The organism is Pseudomonas sp. R1-15 (genome assembly GCF_051132085.1).
Classification (GTDB): domain Bacteria; phylum Pseudomonadota; class Gammaproteobacteria; order Pseudomonadales; family Pseudomonadaceae; genus Aquipseudomonas.
In genome coordinates, this window is sequence record NZ_CP071660.1 from 728343 (window position 1) to 744866 (window position 16524).

General features: G+C 61.6%; 16 protein-coding genes. 6 read left to right on the plus strand and 10 right to left on the minus strand.

Annotation, left to right across the window (positions count from 1 at the left end):
- Positions 1-166 precede the first annotated feature (166 nt).
- A complete protein-coding gene (locus J3P97_RS03145) occupies positions 167-1060 on the plus strand; it encodes a PA4780 family RIO1-like protein kinase (RefSeq protein WP_072410317.1) in 894 nt (297 codons plus the stop codon).
- Positions 1061-1270: 210 nt separating this feature from the next.
- On the opposite strand, the gene cueR is transcribed toward J3P97_RS03145, so the two are convergent.
- The 3 genes from cueR to J3P97_RS03160 all read right to left on the minus strand — a co-directional run bounded on the left by cueR (position 1271) and on the right by J3P97_RS03160 (position 4629).
- Positions 1271-1663, minus strand: coding sequence for a Cu(I)-responsive transcriptional regulator (gene cueR / locus J3P97_RS03150; protein ID WP_434673457.1), 393 nt, complete (start codon positions 1661-1663; stop codon positions 1271-1273).
- A complete protein-coding gene (locus J3P97_RS03155; RefSeq protein ID WP_434673458.1) occupies positions 1660-4053 on the minus strand; it encodes a heavy metal translocating P-type ATPase in 2394 nt (797 codons plus the stop codon). Before J3P97_RS03155 ends, cueR begins: the two co-directional genes overlap by 4 nt.
- 192 nt (positions 4054-4245) lie before the next feature.
- Entirely contained in the window at positions 4246-4629 is a 384-nt protein-coding gene (locus J3P97_RS03160) for a hypothetical protein (protein ID WP_434673459.1), read from the minus strand.
- Positions 4630-4777: 148 nt separating this feature from the next.
- Between J3P97_RS03160 and J3P97_RS03165 the strand changes: the two genes are divergently transcribed.
- Positions 4778-4975, plus strand: coding sequence for a heavy-metal-associated domain-containing protein (locus J3P97_RS03165; RefSeq protein ID WP_434569917.1), 198 nt, complete (start codon positions 4778-4780; stop codon positions 4973-4975).
- A gap of 95 nt (positions 4976-5070) precedes the next feature.
- A complete protein-coding gene (locus J3P97_RS03170) occupies positions 5071-6273 on the plus strand; it encodes a multidrug effflux MFS transporter (protein WP_434626290.1) in 1203 nt (400 codons plus the stop codon).
- Between the two features lies 1 nt (position 6274).
- On the opposite strand, the gene J3P97_RS03175 is transcribed toward J3P97_RS03170, so the two are convergent.
- Together J3P97_RS03175 and J3P97_RS03180 are read right to left on the minus strand one after the other, a co-directional pair.
- Complete coding sequence (locus tag J3P97_RS03175; protein ID WP_434673460.1) at positions 6275-6445, minus strand: hypothetical protein; 171 nt, start codon at positions 6443-6445, stop codon at positions 6275-6277.
- Positions 6446-6589: 144 nt separating this feature from the next.
- On the minus strand, positions 6590-7603 hold the full coding sequence (locus tag J3P97_RS03180; protein WP_434673461.1) for a zinc-binding alcohol dehydrogenase family protein: 1014 nt from the start codon (positions 7601-7603) through the stop codon (positions 6590-6592).
- Between the two features lie 321 nt (positions 7604-7924).
- Here J3P97_RS03180 and J3P97_RS03185 point away from each other — a divergent pair, with 321 nt between their 5' ends.
- Both J3P97_RS03185 and J3P97_RS03190 read left to right on the plus strand, forming a co-directional pair.
- Positions 7925-8659 (plus strand): ArsR/SmtB family transcription factor, encoded by a 735-nt coding sequence (locus tag J3P97_RS03185; RefSeq protein WP_434673462.1) that lies wholly within the window; start codon positions 7925-7927, stop codon positions 8657-8659.
- Positions 8660-8796: 137 nt separating this feature from the next.
- Entirely contained in the window at positions 8797-10131 is a 1335-nt protein-coding gene (locus J3P97_RS03190) for an MFS transporter (RefSeq protein WP_434674499.1), read from the plus strand.
- Positions 10132-10249: 118 nt separating this feature from the next.
- Here the strand turns inward: J3P97_RS03190 and J3P97_RS03195 are convergent, their stop codons facing one another.
- Positions 10250-11203: an adenosine deaminase gene (locus tag J3P97_RS03195; RefSeq protein ID WP_434673463.1), complete on the minus strand. Its 954-nt coding sequence runs from the start codon at positions 11201-11203 to the stop codon at positions 10250-10252.
- A gap of 187 nt (positions 11204-11390) precedes the next feature.
- Between J3P97_RS03195 and J3P97_RS03200 the strand changes: the two genes are divergently transcribed.
- Complete coding sequence (locus tag J3P97_RS03200) at positions 11391-12482, plus strand: calcium:proton antiporter (RefSeq protein WP_434569911.1); 1092 nt, start codon at positions 11391-11393, stop codon at positions 12480-12482.
- A gap of 119 nt (positions 12483-12601) precedes the next feature.
- Here the strand turns inward: J3P97_RS03200 and J3P97_RS03205 are convergent, their stop codons facing one another.
- The 4 genes from J3P97_RS03205 to J3P97_RS03220 all read right to left on the minus strand — a co-directional run bounded on the left by J3P97_RS03205 (position 12602) and on the right by J3P97_RS03220 (position 16513).
- Positions 12602-13960, minus strand: coding sequence for an 8-oxoguanine deaminase (locus J3P97_RS03205; RefSeq protein ID WP_434673464.1), 1359 nt, complete (start codon positions 13958-13960; stop codon positions 12602-12604).
- Positions 13961-14132: 172 nt separating this feature from the next.
- Positions 14133-14819, minus strand: coding sequence for an SDR family oxidoreductase (locus J3P97_RS03210; protein ID WP_434602725.1), 687 nt, complete (start codon positions 14817-14819; stop codon positions 14133-14135).
- A gap of 443 nt (positions 14820-15262) precedes the next feature.
- Positions 15263-15856, minus strand: coding sequence for an IMPACT family protein (locus tag J3P97_RS03215; protein WP_434602726.1), 594 nt, complete (start codon positions 15854-15856; stop codon positions 15263-15265).
- A gap of 6 nt (positions 15857-15862) precedes the next feature.
- Positions 15863-16513, minus strand: a complete 651-nt coding sequence (locus tag J3P97_RS03220) for a TetR/AcrR family transcriptional regulator (protein ID WP_434673465.1) — start codon at positions 16511-16513, stop codon at positions 15863-15865.
- Positions 16514-16524: the final 11 nt, after the last annotated feature.

The window sequence follows — 16524 nt, forward strand, 5'->3', positions numbered from 1 at the left end:
GCAACCCCACGCCCTGTCTCGACTATGATTTGGCTCGGTTGTCCGACCCGGCACAGTGTGTGCATTCAGGGTTCATAGGTCGGACCCCCTCCCCGCGGAGGGAGGATTGCCGTATAACGACCTGTCATTCGCGTGTTTGGTAATAAAGGACCCAGAATAAAAGCTGATGAAGACTCCAAAACGCATTGAACCCCTGATCGAGGACGGTCTGGTCGACGAGGTGCTGCGCCCACTCATGAGTGGTAAAGAAGCAGCTGTTTATGTGGTGCGCTGCGGCAACGAGCTACGTTGCGCCAAAGTCTACAAGGAGGCGAACAAGCGAAGTTTTCGCCAGGCGGCCGAATACCAGGAAGGCCGCAAGGTGCGCAACAGCCGTCAGGCCCGGGCCATGGCTAAAGGCTCGAAGTTTGGCCGCAAGGAAACCGAAGACGCCTGGCAGAACGCTGAAGTGGCCGCGCTGTTCCGGCTGGCCAGCGCCGGCGTGCGGGTTCCGAAGCCGTATGACTTCCTCGAGGGCGTGCTGCTGATGGAATTGGTGGCCGACGAATACGGCGATGCGGCGCCGCGTCTCAACGACGTGGTGCTGGAGCCGGATCAGGCCCGCGAGTATCACGCTTTTCTGATTTCCCAGATCGTGTTGATGCTGTGTACCGGTCTGGTGCACGGCGACCTGTCGGAGTTCAACGTGCTGCTGACGCCGACGGGGCCGGTCATCATTGATCTGCCGCAAGCGGTGGACGCTGCCGGGAACAACCACGCCTTCAGCATGCTGGAGCGGGACGTCGGCAACATGGCGTCCTACTTCGGTCGGTTTGCCCCGGAGCTGAAACGCACCAAATACGCCAAGGAAATGTGGGCCCTGTATGAAGCAGGCACCCTGCACCCGGCGAGCGTGCTGACCGGTGAGTTCGACGAGCCGGAAGAACTGGCGGATGTCGGCGGGATCATGCGCGAAATCGAGGCCGCGCGCCTGGATGAAGAGCGCCGCCAGGCCGTACGCGCCGCCGACGATGCGCCACCCGGCAAGACCGAAGAGCCGCCTCCGCCGTGGATGCAGTGATCGGTTGACCTGAAACCCGGCCATGGCCGTAATGCCACGGGTTTGTCGATGCCTTGAGTGAATCGCATCAGGCCGAGGCCGGGTTTTTGATGATCAGCTTGAATCCTTGTGGGAGCGAGCCTGCTCGCGAAAGCGGTGGATCAGCCTGCGTCAATGAACTGGCCGCCGTTTTCGCGAGCAGGCTCGCTCCCACAGGGAGACAGCCGCTTTTTAGCACCCCGACGCCAATTTCCTGAGGATCGGGCAGTCCGGGCGATGATCGCCCTGGCAGTGCTCCACCAGATCCTGGAGCGTGTCGCGCAGTTCGGCCAGTTCGCGGATTTTCTGGTTCAGTTCGTCGATATGCTGCCGGGCCAGGGCCTTTACGTCGGCGCTGGCACGTTGACGGTCCTGCCATAAGGTCAGCAATTTGCCGACCTCTTCCAGGGAAAACCCCAGATCCCGGGAGCGCTTGATGAATTCCAATGTGTGCAAGTCATCGGCGCCATAGATCCGATAGCCACTCTCCGTGCGATGGGCTGCCCTGAGCAGGCCGATGGATTCGTAGTACCTGATCATCTTTGCGCTGAGGCCGCTCTGGCGGGCTGCCTGGCCAATGTTCATCGCTTGTCCTCCAGATGCGCGGGTGTCCAGAACTTCAACAACAATGCATTGCTCACCACGCTGACGCTCGACAGCGCCATGGCTGCGCCGGCCAACACCGGGTTGAGCAAACCGAACGCCGCCAGCGGAATGCCGATCAGGTTATAGACGAACGCCCAGAACAGATTCTGACGGATTTTTGCGTAGGTCTTGCGGCTGATGTCCAGCGCCGCCGGTACCAGGCGCGGATCGCCGCGCATCAGGGTGATGCCGGCGGCCTGCATCGCCACGTCGGTGCCGCCGCCCATGGCAATGCCGATGTCCGCGGCGGCCAGGGCCGGAGCGTCGTTGATGCCATCGCCGACCATCGCCACCACCGAGGCGGCTTTCAGTTGTTGAACGATGGCGGACTTGTCGCCCGGCAACACTTCGGCGTGGACGTTGGCGATTCCCAATGCCTGGGCAACGACCCGAGCGCTGCCCCGGTTGTCGCCCGTGAGCAGGTGGCTGGCGATGTGACGTTGCTTCAAGGCCTCGACCGCCGCCAGAGCGCCGGGCTTGAGGGTATCGCCGAAGGCGAACAGGCCCAGGACCCGAGGCGTTGCGCCTTGCTCGACGAGCCAGGACAGGGTTCGGCCTTCGGTTTCCCAGGCTTGCGCCGACTCGGCCAGCGAACCGGGGTTCAGGCCCAGCTCTTCCAGCAGACGACGATTTCCCAAGGCCAAGCGGCGCCCGTCGAGGCTACCGGCGATACCGCGTCCGGTCAGGGACTGGCTATCGCTGGCATCCGCTACGCTCAGGCCGCGTTCGGCGCAGGCGTCGAGCACCGCTTTGGCCAGCGGGTGTTCGCTGCCGCGCTGCAAGGCGCCGGCCATGTTCAGCAGTGCGTCTTCATCACCGTCAAGCGCAGCCAGATGGGCGATGCGTGGCGTGCCGGACGTCAGGGTGCCGGTCTTGTCGAACACCACCGCGCCGACTTCATGGGCACGCTCCAGCGCCTCGGCATCCTTGATTAGAATGCCGTGGCGGGCGGCCACGCCAGTGCCGGCCATGATTGCCGTCGGCGTCGCCAGGCCCAGGGCACAGGGGCAGGCGATCACCAGCACGGCGACGGCGTTGATCAGCGCCGTCTCCAGCGGCGCACCGTAGAGCCACCAGCCAAGCAACGTTGCGAGTGCCAGGATCAATACGACCGGCACGAAAACCTGGCTGACTTTGTCCACCAGCTTCTGAATCGGCGCCTTGGCGGCCTGGGCGTCTTCCACCAGGCGAACGATGCGTGCCAGCACGGTCTCGGCCCCCAGGGCCCGGGTGCGCACCAGGAGGCGCCCTTCGCCATTGATCGCGCCGCCAGTGACCTGATCACCGGGCTGCTTCGGCACAGGCAGGCTTTCGCCGCTGATCAACGCCTCGTCGGCGTGACTCTGGCCCTCGAGCACTTCACCGTCCACCGGGAAGCGCTCGCCGGGCTTGACCAGCACCAGGTCATTCAAGCGCAGGGCACTGATAGCGACGTCCCGTTCCTGACCGTCGATCAGTTGGATGGCCCGCTCCGGTCGCAAGGCTTCGAGGGCGCGGATGGCGCTGGCGGTCTGTCGTTTGGCGCGGCTTTCCAGGTACTTGCCCAGCAGCACCAAGGCAATCACCACGGCCGATGCCTCGAAATACAGGTGCGGCATGCTCCCCGGTCGGGCCATCGTCCACTCATAGAGGCTCAAGCCATAGCCGGCGCTGGTGCCCAGGGCAACGAGCAGGTCCATGTTTCCGGCGCCGGCGCGGACGGCTTTGAACGCCGCGACGTAAAACCGCGCACCGAAGATGAATTGCACCGGCGTCGCCAGCGCGAATTGCGCCCAGGCCGGCAGCATCCAATGCACGCCGAACGGCTGCAACAGCATCGGCAATACCAGCGGGATCGACAGCAGAATCGCCAGCACCAGGGCTACGCGCTCGCGGCTCAGCTGATCGGTTCGGGTTTTTCGAGGCTGTTCGACTTGCCAGACACTGGCGTCGTAACCGGCGCGTTTAACCGCGTCGATCAGGCTTTGCGGATCAACCTGCCCGAGCAATTCGAGGTGTGCTCGCTCATTGGCGAGATTGACACTGGCCCGGTTCACCCCGGCAACTTTCCCCAGCGCCCGTTCGACCCGGCCAACGCAAGAGGCGCAGGTCATGCCCTCGATACTCAACTCCAGGGTCTGGACGGGAACGCTGTAACCTGCCTGCTCGACTGCCTGCATCAACGCTGGCAGGCTTCCCTGCGGCGCTTGGATCCGCGCCTGTTCCGTTGCCAGGTTGACGCTGACGGCGCTAGCGCCGGCGACCTTGCTCAAGGCTCGCTCGACTCGCCCGGCACAGCTTGCGCAGGTCATGCCGGAAATCGGCAGATCGAAAGTGGTGGACTCGGACATCGGACAGGCTCCCTGTAGTGAGTGACTACAGGATCAACCTTGCCACGCGGGCAAGGTCAAGCACCAGTTCAAAAGCTTGGGTGGACCCTTGTGGGAGCGAGCCTGCTCGCGAAGAGGCCGGTAAGGCCAATATCTTCATCGGCTATCGCACCGCTTTCGCGAGCAGGCTCGCTCCCACAAGGACTCGCGAGGTCAGTAACCGAGATCAGCCTGCTTGAGGTACATGCCCTCATGTGTCATGGCGATGCGGTACTTCAGGATGTCGCCGGCCTTGAGCGTGATGTTCTGCGAACCGGGGGCAAGCATGCCTGGGTTGCAACCCGGCGCCTGGCCTGGCAGCAATTTCAGGCGCAAGGAGAACTGCCCCGGCGGCAAATTGAATGAAGTGCTCTGCTCCTGGAACAGCCTGGCCGCGAGCTGGTCCTGAATGTAGATGCCGATTTCGCAGCTGGTCGACACTTCCAGGCGCTCGCGGGAAATGATCAGCACACCGAAATCTTCGCTGGCGGCCGATGCCTGGGGCACCAATGCAGAAAAACCGAGCATGCAAAACAGGCTGAACGCTGACCAGCGCATGGCTGAACCTCCGGTATTAAATCCTTGATGTGTGCAGCTTGGCCGAGCGCGCAGCCGAATGCCAGCCCGGCAGTTTCCGTCAGAACTTGACCTTGCCATGATGGCAAGCTTGAAACTGCGCACAACCTCAAACCAAGGAGTCATTTTCATGCAGATCTTTAACGTTCAGGGCATGTCCTGCGGTCATTGCGTAAAGGCCGTCACCCAGGCTCTTCAAGCCAAGGACCCAGACGCCGAGGTAAAGGTGGATCTGGGCGCCAAGACTGTTGAGGTCCAAAGCAAGTTGTCGTCCGATACCGTAATCGAGGCAATCAGGGAAGAGGGTTACGAAGCCAGTCTTGCTTGAAACTTTTCAATCGTTAGCGAGCTATCGGAATGTTCAAGAGCGCCAAGCCCGGCTAGACTGTCGGGCTGCCGACTGACGCCTGAGCTGGACGCCCGATGAACCTCCGTACCATTCTGATTCTTGGCGCCTTGAGCGCTTTTGGTCCCTTGGCGATCGATTTCTATCTGCCGGCCTTCCCGGCAATGGCGATCGCCTTTGGCACCGATGAAAACCATGTCCAGCTGACCCTGGCCGCCTACTTCCTCGGGCTGTCCCTCGGGCAACTGGCCTACGGGCCGGTGGCGGATCGCTTTGGACGGCGTATCCCGCTGCTGACAGGCGTCGGCCTGTTCACCGTGGCATCGCTGGCCTGTGCCTATGCGCCCAGTCTCGAATGGCTGATTGGCGCTCGCTTCGTCCAGGCGTTGGGCGGCTGTGCCGGGATGGTGATCTCCCGGGCGGTAGTCAGCGACAAATGCGACGCGGTGGGCTCGGCCAAGGTGTTCTCGCAACTGATGCTGGTGATGGGCCTGGCGCCGATCCTGGCGCCGATGCTCGGCGGCTTGCTGGTGAACCTGTACGGTTGGCAATCGATTTTCATCGGCCTGACCTTGTTCAGCGCGCTCGCGGCGACGGCCGTCGCGTTGTGGCTTCCGGAGAGCCTGCCGGCCCATGTACCTCGGCAACCGTTATCGGGAGCATTGCGTCAGTACGGTCGGCTCCTCACAGACTCGGTTTTCCTGGGGCATGCCCTGACGGGCGGCATCGCGATTGCCGGGATGTTTGCCTACATCGCCGGTTCGCCATTTGTCTTCATCAAGCTTTACGGCGTACCGGCCGAACACTTCGGCTGGTTGTTCGGTACCAACGCGGCGGGTTTCATCCTGGTGGCCCAGGTCAATGCCCGCTTGTTGTCCAGGCGAGGCCCGGCATTTTTGCTGGCTCGCGCCGTCTGGGTCTACTGGATAGCCGGGCTCAGTTTACTGGCTGTCAGCGCCTTGCAGCCGGAGCGTTTGTGGCCGTTACTGATCCCATTGTTCATCTGCATAGCCAGCCTTGGCTGCATCCTTCCCAATGCATCGGCCTGCGCCATGAACGGGCAGGGGGCCCGGGCCGGTAGCGCTTCGGCGATGCTGGGGTGCCTGCAGTTTTCCGTAGCCGCCGGGGCCGCCGCACTGGTGGCGGCGCTGCATGACGGCACGGCGGTGCCGATGGCGATGGTAATCAGCCTGTGCGGACTATTGGTGGTGGGTGCCGCGATGCTGACCCGTCGGCTGCAGAACGCCCGGGCGCTCGCTCAGGCGGGCCAGCAGAACTGAGTCAGCTGGCGGCACGCTGCTGATGTTCGGGAAATTGATGCGGCGCATGGATGCGCGCTTGCAAGGTCGAGGCGAAAGCCTGGGCTTCGGCTTCTGAGCGAAAGGTCACGACGTGCTGGTCAAGACGCACTTGCCATTGGGATTTTGCCACCTCTTTTATCAGGATCTTCATTGCTGGCCTCCTCACGTAAAAGATTGCGTTGCAAAGGCCTCGAGTGTAGACCCGAATGCCAGCGCAGTTGTGACGACGGTCAATTGTCGGACTAACGGTGCAGTTGCCCCCACAAGATTGTCTGCGGGGCAACTGCCCGGGCAGTCAGAATCCCTCTAACACGATCTTGCCCTTCGACTTGCCGCTTTCCAGCAACGCGTGAGCCCGACGCAGGTTCTCGGCATTGATGATGCCGAAGTGTTCGCCGACCGTGGTCTTCAACGTGCCGGTATCGATCAGTCGGGCCACGCGATTGAGCAGCTTGTGTTGTTCAAGCATGTCGGCGGTCTCGAACAGTGAACGGGTGTACATGAACTCCCAATGCAACGACAAGCTCTTGCGCTTGAGCTTGGTCACGTCCAGCGATTTGGGATCATCGATCAGTGCCAGTTTGCCTTGGGGCGCCAGGGCTTCGACCAGTTGGTCGAGGTGCTGATCGGTCTGCGTCAGGCTGGCAACGTGGGTCACTTGGGCCTGGCCCGCCTCCTTCAGTGCTTCGCTCAGCGGCTGGCTGTGATCCACGACAAGGTGGGCGCCAAGGCCTTGCACCCATTCCTGGGTCTGCGGCCGGGAAGCGCTGCCGATGACGTTCAGTCCGGTGAGTTGGCGGGCCAGTTGCGTCAGGATCGAACCCACACCCCCGGCGGCGCCGACAATCAGCAGGCTCTGGCCCAGATCGCTCTGGCCTTCCTTGATCTGCAATCGATCAAAGAGCAATTCCCAGGCGGTGATAGCGGTCAGCGGCAATGCGGCCGCTTCGGCGAAACCGAGGGTTGTCGGCATATTACCGACGATGCGCTCATCGACAACGTGCAACTCGCTGTTGCCTCCGGCCCGGGCGATCGAACCGGCGTAGAACACCTTGTCTCCGGTCTTGAACAGCGTGACTTCGCTGCCTACGGCCTTGACCACGCCGGCCACGTCCCAACCCAGCACCTTGGCCGCGCCTGCTTCGGGCTGGACGTTCTGGCGGACCTTGGTGTCGACGGGGTTGACTGAAATGGCCTTGACCTCCACCAGCAGGTCGCGGGGGCCGGCGACCGGTTCGGGCAACTCGATGTCCTGCAGCGACTGCGGGTGGGTGATAGGCAGCGATTGGTAATACGCGATGGCTTTCATACAGCAGCTCCGTAAGGGGGTTCGATGAAGCCCATGTTTGGCTATTCAGGCGCGAGATTAAAGCAGCTGGAGCGACAGGCTCTTTCAATGATTTTTTGATAATGGCCATAGTCGCGGATAAATAGAGACTTTTCCCTCACGAACAATCGCCTCCAAAGGTTTCCGGAGGACAGGCAACCGCGATCCGCACGCTTATACTAGCGGCCGCCTGTATCGGCATGGCATCGAGCACGGCTGCAACCGGCCAGGAACCGGCCGGCACCTCATTACGGCTCAGTAGGCCCAGAGCAGTAGACGAACGATTCAACAGGGAGTGAATACATGGAACATGCACCTTGCATCAGCCAGATCGCCACGCTGCTGGCCGACCCCAAGCGCAGCGCAATGATGTGGGCGTTGATGGACGGTACGGCCCGGCAAGCTGAAGAGTTGGCCTTGCTGGCCGGGCTTTCGCCGTCCTCGGCCAATGCCCATCTGGGACGTCTGTCTGCCGGTGGCCTGGTGAAGGTCGAGATCCGTGGCCGCAAGCGGTTTTTTCGCCTGGCGGCACCCGAGATCGGCGCTGCCGTCGATGCATTGGCGAGCGCAACCCTGGCCAGCACGCCGCGACAGGTTCCGGAAATCTTCAAGCGCAGCCTCATGCCTAACAGGACGCCGACGGCACCCGCTTCGTTGATGCGGGCCAGGCTCTGCGATGACCACCTGGGTGGCACACTGGCAGCGGACCTGTATCAGCGGCTGCTGGAAGCCGGATGGCTCGAACAGCTTGAGCATCGGGTGGTCGTCACGCATAAAGGTGCCAGCCAACTGGCTGGGCGAGGTCTGTTCATCCAGGCACTGGCGCATCGCGAGACGCGTATGGCCTGCGCCTGCCCCGACTGGAGCGAACGTCGTCCACATCTGGGAGGGGCGCTGGGGGCGGCACTGCTGCAATTGTTCATGCAGTCCGGCTGGCTCAGCCTGCCCAACGACTCCAGGGCGTTGCAGGTAACCGCGCTCGGTCAACAGGAAATCCATCGATTCGCCAGGCAAGAGGTTCTGGAAATGGCGCTCTAGAGCGGTACACAGGTCGTTATCAGCAATAGCCGCCCGTGAGGTTCGCGCACACTCGGTCCGGGGTTCTATCGGATGGGGGGAATGCAATAGTGGACACTCACGTTTACAGTGCAGCGGAACGTCTTGAGCGGTTGCCCATGAGCGGCTATCACCGGGTCATCTTCATCATTATCGCGCTGGCTTTTTTCTTTGATTCCATGGATCTGGCCATGATGACGTTCCTGCTGGGCTCGATCAGAATCGAGTTCGGCTTGAGCGCCGCCCAGGCCGGTTTGTTGGCCAGTTCAAGCTTTTTCGGCATGGTGCTGGGCGCCTCGTTGTCGGGACTGCTTGCCGATCGCTTCGGACGCAAACCGGTGTTCCAGTGGAGCATCGTCTTGTGGGGGCTCGCCAGTTACCTGTGTTCCACCGCCCAGGACGTGGAGACCCTGACGCTGTTTCGCATCCTGTTGGGCGTCGGCATGGGCATGGAGTTTCCGATTGCCCAATCGATGCTCTCGGAGCTGATCCCGGCGAGGCAGCGCGGACGCTACATCGCCTTGATGGATGGCTTCTGGCCGCTGGGCTTCGTGGCGGCGGGGGTGCTGTCGTATTTCCTGCTGCCGCTGATCGGCTGGCGGGACATTTTCCTGGTATTGGCGGTGCCGGCGGTGTTCGTCCTGGTGATCCGCTTCTTCATCCCCGAGTCGCCACGTTGGCTGGAACAGGCGGGGCGGGGCGCCGAGGCGGATGCCGTGCTCAAGCGGATCGAAGACAAGGTCCGGGCCTCGCTGGGTCGCCAGGACCTGCCCGAACCGATTCGCCTGCCGACACTGGCGACGGCGCCCGGCAATTTCTTTTCGGCTCTGGCGCAGATCTGGTCACCGCTGTACCGCCAGCGCACGATGATGATCTGGAGCGTCTGGTTTTTTGCCTTGCTTGGGTTCTACGGGCTGACGTCCTGGCTCAGCGCGCTGCTGCAGCAGTCGGGGTTTGCGGTGACCCAGTCGGTTTATTACACGGTGCTGATTTCCCTCGGCGGGATTCCCGGTTTCCTGATGGCGGCCTGGCTGGTGGAGCGGTGGGGGCGTAAACCGGTGTGTGTCATCACGCTGCTGGGCGGCGGGGTCATGGCATTTCTTTATGGCCAGAGCGCGGTGTTTGGCGGGAATGTCACGCTGCTGATCAGCTCCGGGCTGCTGATGCAATTTTTTCTGTTCGGCATGTGGGCAGTGCTCTACACCTACACCCCGGAACTGTATCCCACCTCGGCGCGAGCCACGGGATCGGGCTTTGCCTCGGCGGTCGGTCGCATCGGTTCGCTGCTTGGACCGCTGGTGACCGGCTTGGTCTTTCCGATCACCGGGCAGGGCGGAGTGTTCGCCCTTGGCGCCCTGTGTTTTGCCGTGGCGGCGGGCGTGGTCTGGTTGTTTGGAATGGAGACGCGGGGCAAGACGCTGGAGGAGTTGAGCGAGGCGACGGTCGCTGACTAAACACAATCCCCTGTGGGAGCGAGCCTGCTCGCGAAGGCGGTCCGACAATCGAAAATGATGTCGACTGACTCACCGCTTTCGCGAGCAGGCTCGCTCCCACAAAGGATCATCGCCAGTCTTAAGGTTTCACCAACCGCGCATCCAGGCTGTTCTGCGCCAACCGCCTGGCCTGGTCCTGGGTCATGCCCAGATGCGTGTGCAATGCGTGGAAGTTCTCGGTGACGTAGCCGCCGAAGTACGCCGGGTCATCGGAGTTCACCGTCACCTTCACGCCGCGTTCGAGCATGTCGAGGATATTGTGCTGCGACATATCATCGAACACGCACAGCTTGGTGTTGGACAACGGGCAAACCGTCAAGGGGATCTGTTCGTCGATGATCCGCTGCATCAACCGCTCGTCTTCGATGGCTCGCACGCCGTGGTCGATGCGCTGGATTCTCAGCAGATCCAAGGCTTCCCAGATGTACTCGGGAGGGCCTTCTTCGCCAGCATGGGCGACGGTCAGGAAGCCTTCATTGCGCGCCCTGTCGAACACCCGCTGGAACTTGCTCGGCGGGTGGCCCATCTCCGAGCTGTCCAGGCCGACGGCCACGAACGCGTCGCGGAAGGGCAGCGCCTGGTCGAGGGTTTTTTCCGCCTGCTCTTCGCTCAGGTGACGCAGGAAGCTCAGGATCAGGCCGCTGGTGATGCCCAGTTGTTGCTCACCGTCCTTGAGGGCGGCGGCGATACCGTTGAGCACCACTTCGAATGGAATGCCCCGGTCGGTGTGGGTCTGCGGATCGAAGAACGGTTCGGTGTGAATCACGTTCTGTGCCTTGCAGCGCAGCAGGTAGGCCCAGGTCAGGTCGTAGAAATCCTGGGAAGTGCGCAGCACGTCGGCGCCCTGGTAATACAGGTCGAGAAACTCCTGCAGATTGTTGAAGGCATAGGCCTGGCGCAGGGTGTCCACGTCGCTCCACGGCAGGGCGATCTTGTTGCGTTCGGCCAGGGCAAACAGCAGCTCGGGCTCCAGCGAGCCTTCCAGGTGCAGGTGCAGTTCAGCCTTGGGCAAGGCGTTAAGCCAGTCGTACATGTTTTTTTCTCATCAGCGAATCAATGGCGGGCATTCTACAGGGGTGGACGCCGATGTCTGGTAAAACCTGACCGGCTGATCCACTAACCGCGCAAGCCTGAACGACAGCTACGGCACATCCGAAGGAAACGTTCCCGTCACGTCACAGTCTAGTAGCTCATGACCCGTCCATGGCGATAGGCCCACAATGCTGACGTTGATCAAGCAAGAAAAATTGCTGCTGCTGGCCCTGCTTGCCGCTTTTGTCGCCTACCCGCTGGAGCATTGGCTGCTGGGCAGCGGGCAGGTCGTGGCGTTGGGTGGCGGCCTGGTGCTGATCGGTTTCATTGTCGCCGCCTCCATGCGCGTGGCCCATCACGCCGAGTTGCTGGCGGAGAAGGTCGGTGATCCTTACGGCACGATGATCCTGACTTTGTCGGCGGTGCTGGTGGAAGTGGTGATCCTGGCGATCATGATGAGTAACGAGGCGTCGCCGACCCTGGTACGGGACACCATCTATTCGGCGGTGATGCTCGATATCAACGGCATTCTCGGGCTGGCGGCGCTGATGGGTGGGCTCAAGCACGGCGAGCAGGTCTATAACGACGATTCGGCGCGTACCTACAGCGTGATGATCCTCACCGCCATGGGCGTGTCGATGGTGGTGCCGGAGTTTATTCCGCAGGAAAACTGGAAGCATTATTCGGCATTCACCATCGGCGCGATGATCGTTCTGTATACGTTGTTTCTGCGCATGCAGGTGGGGCCACACAGCTATTTCTTCAGCTACAGCTACCCGGAAAAACGCCGCAGGAAGGAACCGGTGGAAGCCGAGCCGAAACCCATCAGCCTGGCGTTCTCCATCGGCGCACTGGTGTTCGGCGTGGTGGTCATCGGTGCGCTGGCCGAAGTCATGTCCAAGGCTATCGACCTCGGGCTGGAAGGCTCCGGCGCGCCGCCGGTGGTCACGGCAATTCTGGTGGCGGTCATCTCCGCTGCGCCGGAAATTCTCACCGCCCTGCGCGCAGCCTTGGCCAATCGCATGCAGTCGGTGGTGAACATCGCCTTGGGCGCGTCGCTGTCCACCGTGATCCTGACGGTGCCGGTGATGGAAGCCATGGCCCTCTACACCGGCCAGCCTTTCCAGATGGCGATGACCCCGGTGCAGACGGTGATGATCTTCATCACCCTGATCGTCAGCGCCATCAACCTCAATGATGGCGAAACCAACGCCATCGAAGGCATGACCCACTTTGTATTGTTTGCCACGTTTATCATGTTGTCGTTGCTCGGTCTTTAAGCCTGTCACAGCCCTGTGGGAGCGAGCCTGCTCGCGATGAGGCCAGGTCAGTCAATATCAATGCCGGATATGAAACCGCTATCGTGAGCAGGCTCGTTCCCGCAGGTTTTCTGGTCGGGTCAGGTACCCGCGATCAGCTCCCGCGCCGCCTGGCTGTGGTCGGCAATCAAGCCCTTCAGGTCCAGCCCTTCGACCTGTCCATCGATCACTCTCCACTGACCCGCGACCATCACCCGGTCCGCCCGATCAGCACCGCACAACAGCAGGGCCGAGATCGGATCGTGGCTGCCGGAAAAGCGCAACTCATCAAGCTTGAACATCGCCAGGTCGGCTTGTTTGCCCTCTGCCAGTTCGCCGATGTCGCTGCGTCCCAGCAATTGGGCCGAGCCTCGGGTCGCCCAGCCCAGCACCTTTTCCGGCGTGATCGCTTGCGCGCCATAGCGCAAGCGCTGGATGTATAGCGCCTGACGGGTTTCCAGCAGCATGTTCGACGCATCGTTGGACGCCGAGCCGTCCACCCCAAGGCCCAATGGCGCGCCGGCTGCGGTCAGTTCAAGCGTCGGACAAATGCCCGAGGCCAGGCGCATGTTCGAACTGGGGCAATGGCAGATGCCGGTTCCGGCGGCGCCGAGACGGGTGATTTCGTCAGGATTGAAATGAATGCCGTGGGCTAGCCAGGTACGTGGGCCCAGCCAGCCGACGCTGTCGAGGTAGTCCACGGTACGCAGGCCGAAGCGCTGCCGGCAGAAGTCCTCCTCGTCGAGGGTTTCGGCCAGGTGGGTATGCAGGCGTACGCCGAGCGTTTCCGCGAGCTCGGCGCTGGCGCGCATGATCTCGGGCGTGACCGAAAACGGCGAGCAAGGCGCCAGGGCAATCTGGATTTTCGCGCCGGCACCGCGCTCATGGTATCGAGCGATCAGTCGCTGGCTGTCGTCGAGAATCACCTGGCCCTGCTGCACGGTCTGCTGCGGCGGCAAGCCACCGTCGGCCTCGCCCAGGCTCATGGAACCACGGGTCAGCATTGCGCGCATGCCCAGCTCACCGACGCATTGCACCTGCACATCGATGGCGTTTTCCAGGCCTTCGGGAAACAGGTAGTGGTGATCGGCCGCCGTGGTGCAACCCGACAACAGCAGTTCGGCCAACGCGACTTTGCTCGCCAGCGCGAGTTTTTCCGGAGTCAGCCGCGCCCACACCGGATAGAGGGTCTTCAGCCATGGGAACAACGGCTCGCTTACGACGGGTGCCCAGGCGCGGGTCAGGGTCTGGTAGAAGTGATGATGGGTGTTGATCAGCCCCGGCAGGATCACGTGTTCTCGAGCATCGAACACGGTGTCACAAGGCTGTGCGGGCTGTTGCCCGGCGCTGAGCAGCTCAACGATCACACCGTCCTGCAGGACGAGACCGCCACGGGCATCGAGGCCGTTGGCCGTGAAAATGGCGAGGGGATTTTTTAACCAGGTACGGGTCGCAGGCATGGTGGCCGGCTCCTCTGAAAGTGGGTTCAGGTTAGCCAGCTCAGTGATGCCCTGTCTGCTGATCCAGGGGCGCCTTGGAGGGCGCGGTTCGGAGTGTACTCAGGTTCCCGGACACATTTCCAGTGCCCGACAAAAGTCCTGCAGGATGGATGCTCCAGGGGTATCGGGGTGATTACCAGGGAATCGTCTCGCCTTTGTAATTGACGAAGTGATGCCCACCCTTGCCGGCAAAGGCATTGACCTGATCGATCAGCCCACGGGTGCTGGTCTCGACATCGATGGCCGCGCCTTCGCCGCCCATGTCGGTCTTTACCCAGCCCGGGTGCAGCGACAGGACGGTCAATGCCTGCTCGCCCAGCTGACTGACAAAACTGTTGGTCATGGAGTTGAGCGCGGCTTTGCTGGCCTTGTACAGCGCCAGTTCGGGGGCGTCGGGCATGGTCACGCTGCCCAGCACCGAACTCATGAAGGCCAGCACGCCGCTGCCGTCGCGGATCTGCCCGACGAAGCGTTGGGCGAGGTTGATCGGTGCCACGGCATTGGTGAAGAACAGCTGACCGACCTCAGCCAGCGTAGCGCCGCCCGGGCTCTGGTTGTCGGGGCCTTTGACGCCGGCATTGACGAACAACAGGTCGAAGGTCTGGTCCCTGAGCTGCTGGCTCAAGGCGATGACCGCTTGCTGGTCGTCCATATCGAGCTTTTCGATTCGCACCGGGCCCAGCGCCTTCAAGGCCTCGGCGTTCTGTGGGTTACGTACCGTGGCGGTCACGTTCCAGCCATCACCCAGAAGCGTCTTCACCAAGCCGAGGCCCAGTCCCCGAGAGGCGCCGATGATCAATGCGGTTTTTGCCGAATTCATGAATGCTTCCTTGAAAGAAAAGTCATGGAGTTAATGGACAACATTGCCCGGGCGGTTGTTTCAGCTTGCGGCACAACGTGTCGGGAGCGGTCATGCGGTTTCGATCAGGTTCAGGTCCTTATTATGTCTGGTTAAAAAATGATCAGACGGCTGCAAGCCATGCTGTTGTTGGGGCGGCTGGAGCCATGAACGGGTTATCCACAGGTTGCTCCACAGTTATTGTGCGCAAGCCTGAAACTCGGGCATAAGCCCTGTGCGCCTTTCTTCTAAAGGCGATAAAGCATCGCAACCATTTGTTTTTTGACGGATTCGCCGGATCGGCGAATTTTTGTATGAAAAATGAACAATGCTCGAAAACCCGCATGACAGAAGGGTTACAGCTGGATGCGCCCAGGTTATCCACAGGCAGGTGCACAGCGCATGTGGGCAAACCTGTGCCTTTTTCATGAGGCTGCCGGGCGCTCAAGTCGTATCTGTCCGCGACTCAAGTCGGCCAGTCGCGTCTGCAGGCTCTCGATGTGTTCTTCACCGACTGCCAATTGCAGTTCCACGCCGTTGGCGGTGAAATCCTCGGCGAGGACCAGACCGCCGCATTCAGTTATCCGCAGTTTCACCAGGGCCAGCTCGGCGAAACCGCACAGGCAACGCAGCGCTACGCGGCTGATCAATTCGACCTTCTCGGCGGTTTGCAGGCATTTGTTCGCACCGCCGCCATAGGCGCGGGCCAAACCGCCGGTACCCAGCTGGATTCCGCCGTACCAGCGTATGACCAGCACCACGACCTGATCGCAATCCTGGGCCTGGATGGCCGCGAGGATCGGGCGCCCGGCGGTGCCGCCCGGCTCGCCATCGTCGCTGCTGCGATATTGGTCGCCCAGTTTCCATGCCCAGCAATTATGCGTGGCGTCCAGGTCGCTGTGCCGCTCTATAAAGGCCTGTGCCTCGGCGGGGCTGGTGATGGGGGCGGCGAAGGTGATGAAACGGCTTTTGCGGATTTCTTCACGGTATTCGCAAAAGCCGGCAAGGGTATAAGGCATGGAGTCCTAAAGGTCTGGTGTCAGGCCGCAGCCTTTGAGAATGATGCGGATGAGATTGTCGCCGGCGTCGATAATGTCTTGCCTGGTCAATTTGCTACGCCCGGTCACGCGGCAGATCTGGGTGGCGAAATCGGCGTAATGCTGGGTGCTGCCCCACAGCAGAAAAATCAGGTGAACCGGATCGACCGGGTCCATTTTGCCCGCATCGATCCAGGCCTGGAACACGGCCGCGCGGCCCTTGAACCAGGCGCGATAATCCTGGTTGAAATACTCGCTCAGGCATTCGCCGCCGCTGATCACTTCCATGGCGAAAATGCGCGATGCCTGGGGCTGGCGCCGTGAGAATTCCATCTTGGCGCGGATGTAGCGGGTCAATGCCTGCGCTGGATCGTCCTCGGCGGTCAGGGAGTTGAAAGTGCTGTCCCACAATTCGATGATGTTGCTCAGCACGGCAACGTAGAGCCCGAGCTTGTTGGTGAAATAGTAATGCAGGTTCGCCTTGGGCAATCCGGCCTTCAAGGCGATGGCGTTCATGCTGGTGCCCTTGAAGCCGTGACGGGCGAACTCATCCTCGGCGGCCCTGAGGATGGTTTCCTCGTTTTTTTGACGAATACGGCCGGTAGGCTTGCCACCATGGGCAGGAACTTCAAAGGTCATGGACGTTTCCG

What these genes read in the sequence shown, in the direction of transcription:
- cueR (WP_434673457.1), bottom strand. Translation starts at nt 1,663, where the DNA reads ATGAACATTGGCCAGGCAGCCCGCCAGAGCGGCCTCAGCGCAAAGATG.
- J3P97_RS03210 (WP_434602725.1), bottom strand. Translation starts at nt 14,819, where the DNA reads ATGAATTCGGCAAAAACCGCATTGATCATCGGCGCCTCTCGGGGACTG.
- J3P97_RS03220 (WP_434673465.1), bottom strand. Translation starts at nt 16,513, where the DNA reads ATGACCTTTGAAGTTCCTGCCCATGGTGGCAAGCCTACCGGCCGTATT.
- J3P97_RS03200 (WP_434569911.1), top strand. Translation starts at nt 11,391, where the DNA reads ATGCTGACGTTGATCAAGCAAGAAAAATTGCTGCTGCTGGCCCTGCTT.
- J3P97_RS03180 (WP_434673461.1), bottom strand. Translation starts at nt 7,603, where the DNA reads ATGAAAGCCATCGCGTATTACCAATCGCTGCCTATCACCCACCCGCAG.
- J3P97_RS03145 (WP_072410317.1), top strand. Translation starts at nt 167, where the DNA reads ATGAAGACTCCAAAACGCATTGAACCCCTGATCGAGGACGGTCTGGTC.
- J3P97_RS03175 (WP_434673460.1), bottom strand. Translation starts at nt 6,445, where the DNA reads ATGAAGATCCTGATAAAAGAGGTGGCAAAATCCCAATGGCAAGTGCGT.
- J3P97_RS03205 (WP_434673464.1), bottom strand. Translation starts at nt 13,960, where the DNA reads ATGCCTGCGACCCGTACCTGGTTAAAAAATCCCCTCGCCATTTTCACG.
- J3P97_RS03155 (WP_434673458.1), bottom strand. Translation starts at nt 4,053, where the DNA reads ATGTCCGAGTCCACCACTTTCGATCTGCCGATTTCCGGCATGACCTGC.
- J3P97_RS03195 (WP_434673463.1), bottom strand. Translation starts at nt 11,203, where the DNA reads ATGTACGACTGGCTTAACGCCTTGCCCAAGGCTGAACTGCACCTGCAC.
- J3P97_RS03185 (WP_434673462.1), top strand. Translation starts at nt 7,925, where the DNA reads ATGGAACATGCACCTTGCATCAGCCAGATCGCCACGCTGCTGGCCGAC.
- J3P97_RS03215 (WP_434602726.1), bottom strand. Translation starts at nt 15,856, where the DNA reads ATGCCTTATACCCTTGCCGGCTTTTGCGAATACCGTGAAGAAATCCGC.
- J3P97_RS03190 (WP_434674499.1), top strand. Translation starts at nt 8,797, where the DNA reads ATGAGCGGCTATCACCGGGTCATCTTCATCATTATCGCGCTGGCTTTT.
- J3P97_RS03160 (WP_434673459.1), bottom strand. Translation starts at nt 4,629, where the DNA reads ATGCGCTGGTCAGCGTTCAGCCTGTTTTGCATGCTCGGTTTTTCTGCA.
- J3P97_RS03165 (WP_434569917.1), top strand. Translation starts at nt 4,778, where the DNA reads ATGCAGATCTTTAACGTTCAGGGCATGTCCTGCGGTCATTGCGTAAAG.
- J3P97_RS03170 (WP_434626290.1), top strand. Translation starts at nt 5,071, where the DNA reads ATGAACCTCCGTACCATTCTGATTCTTGGCGCCTTGAGCGCTTTTGGT.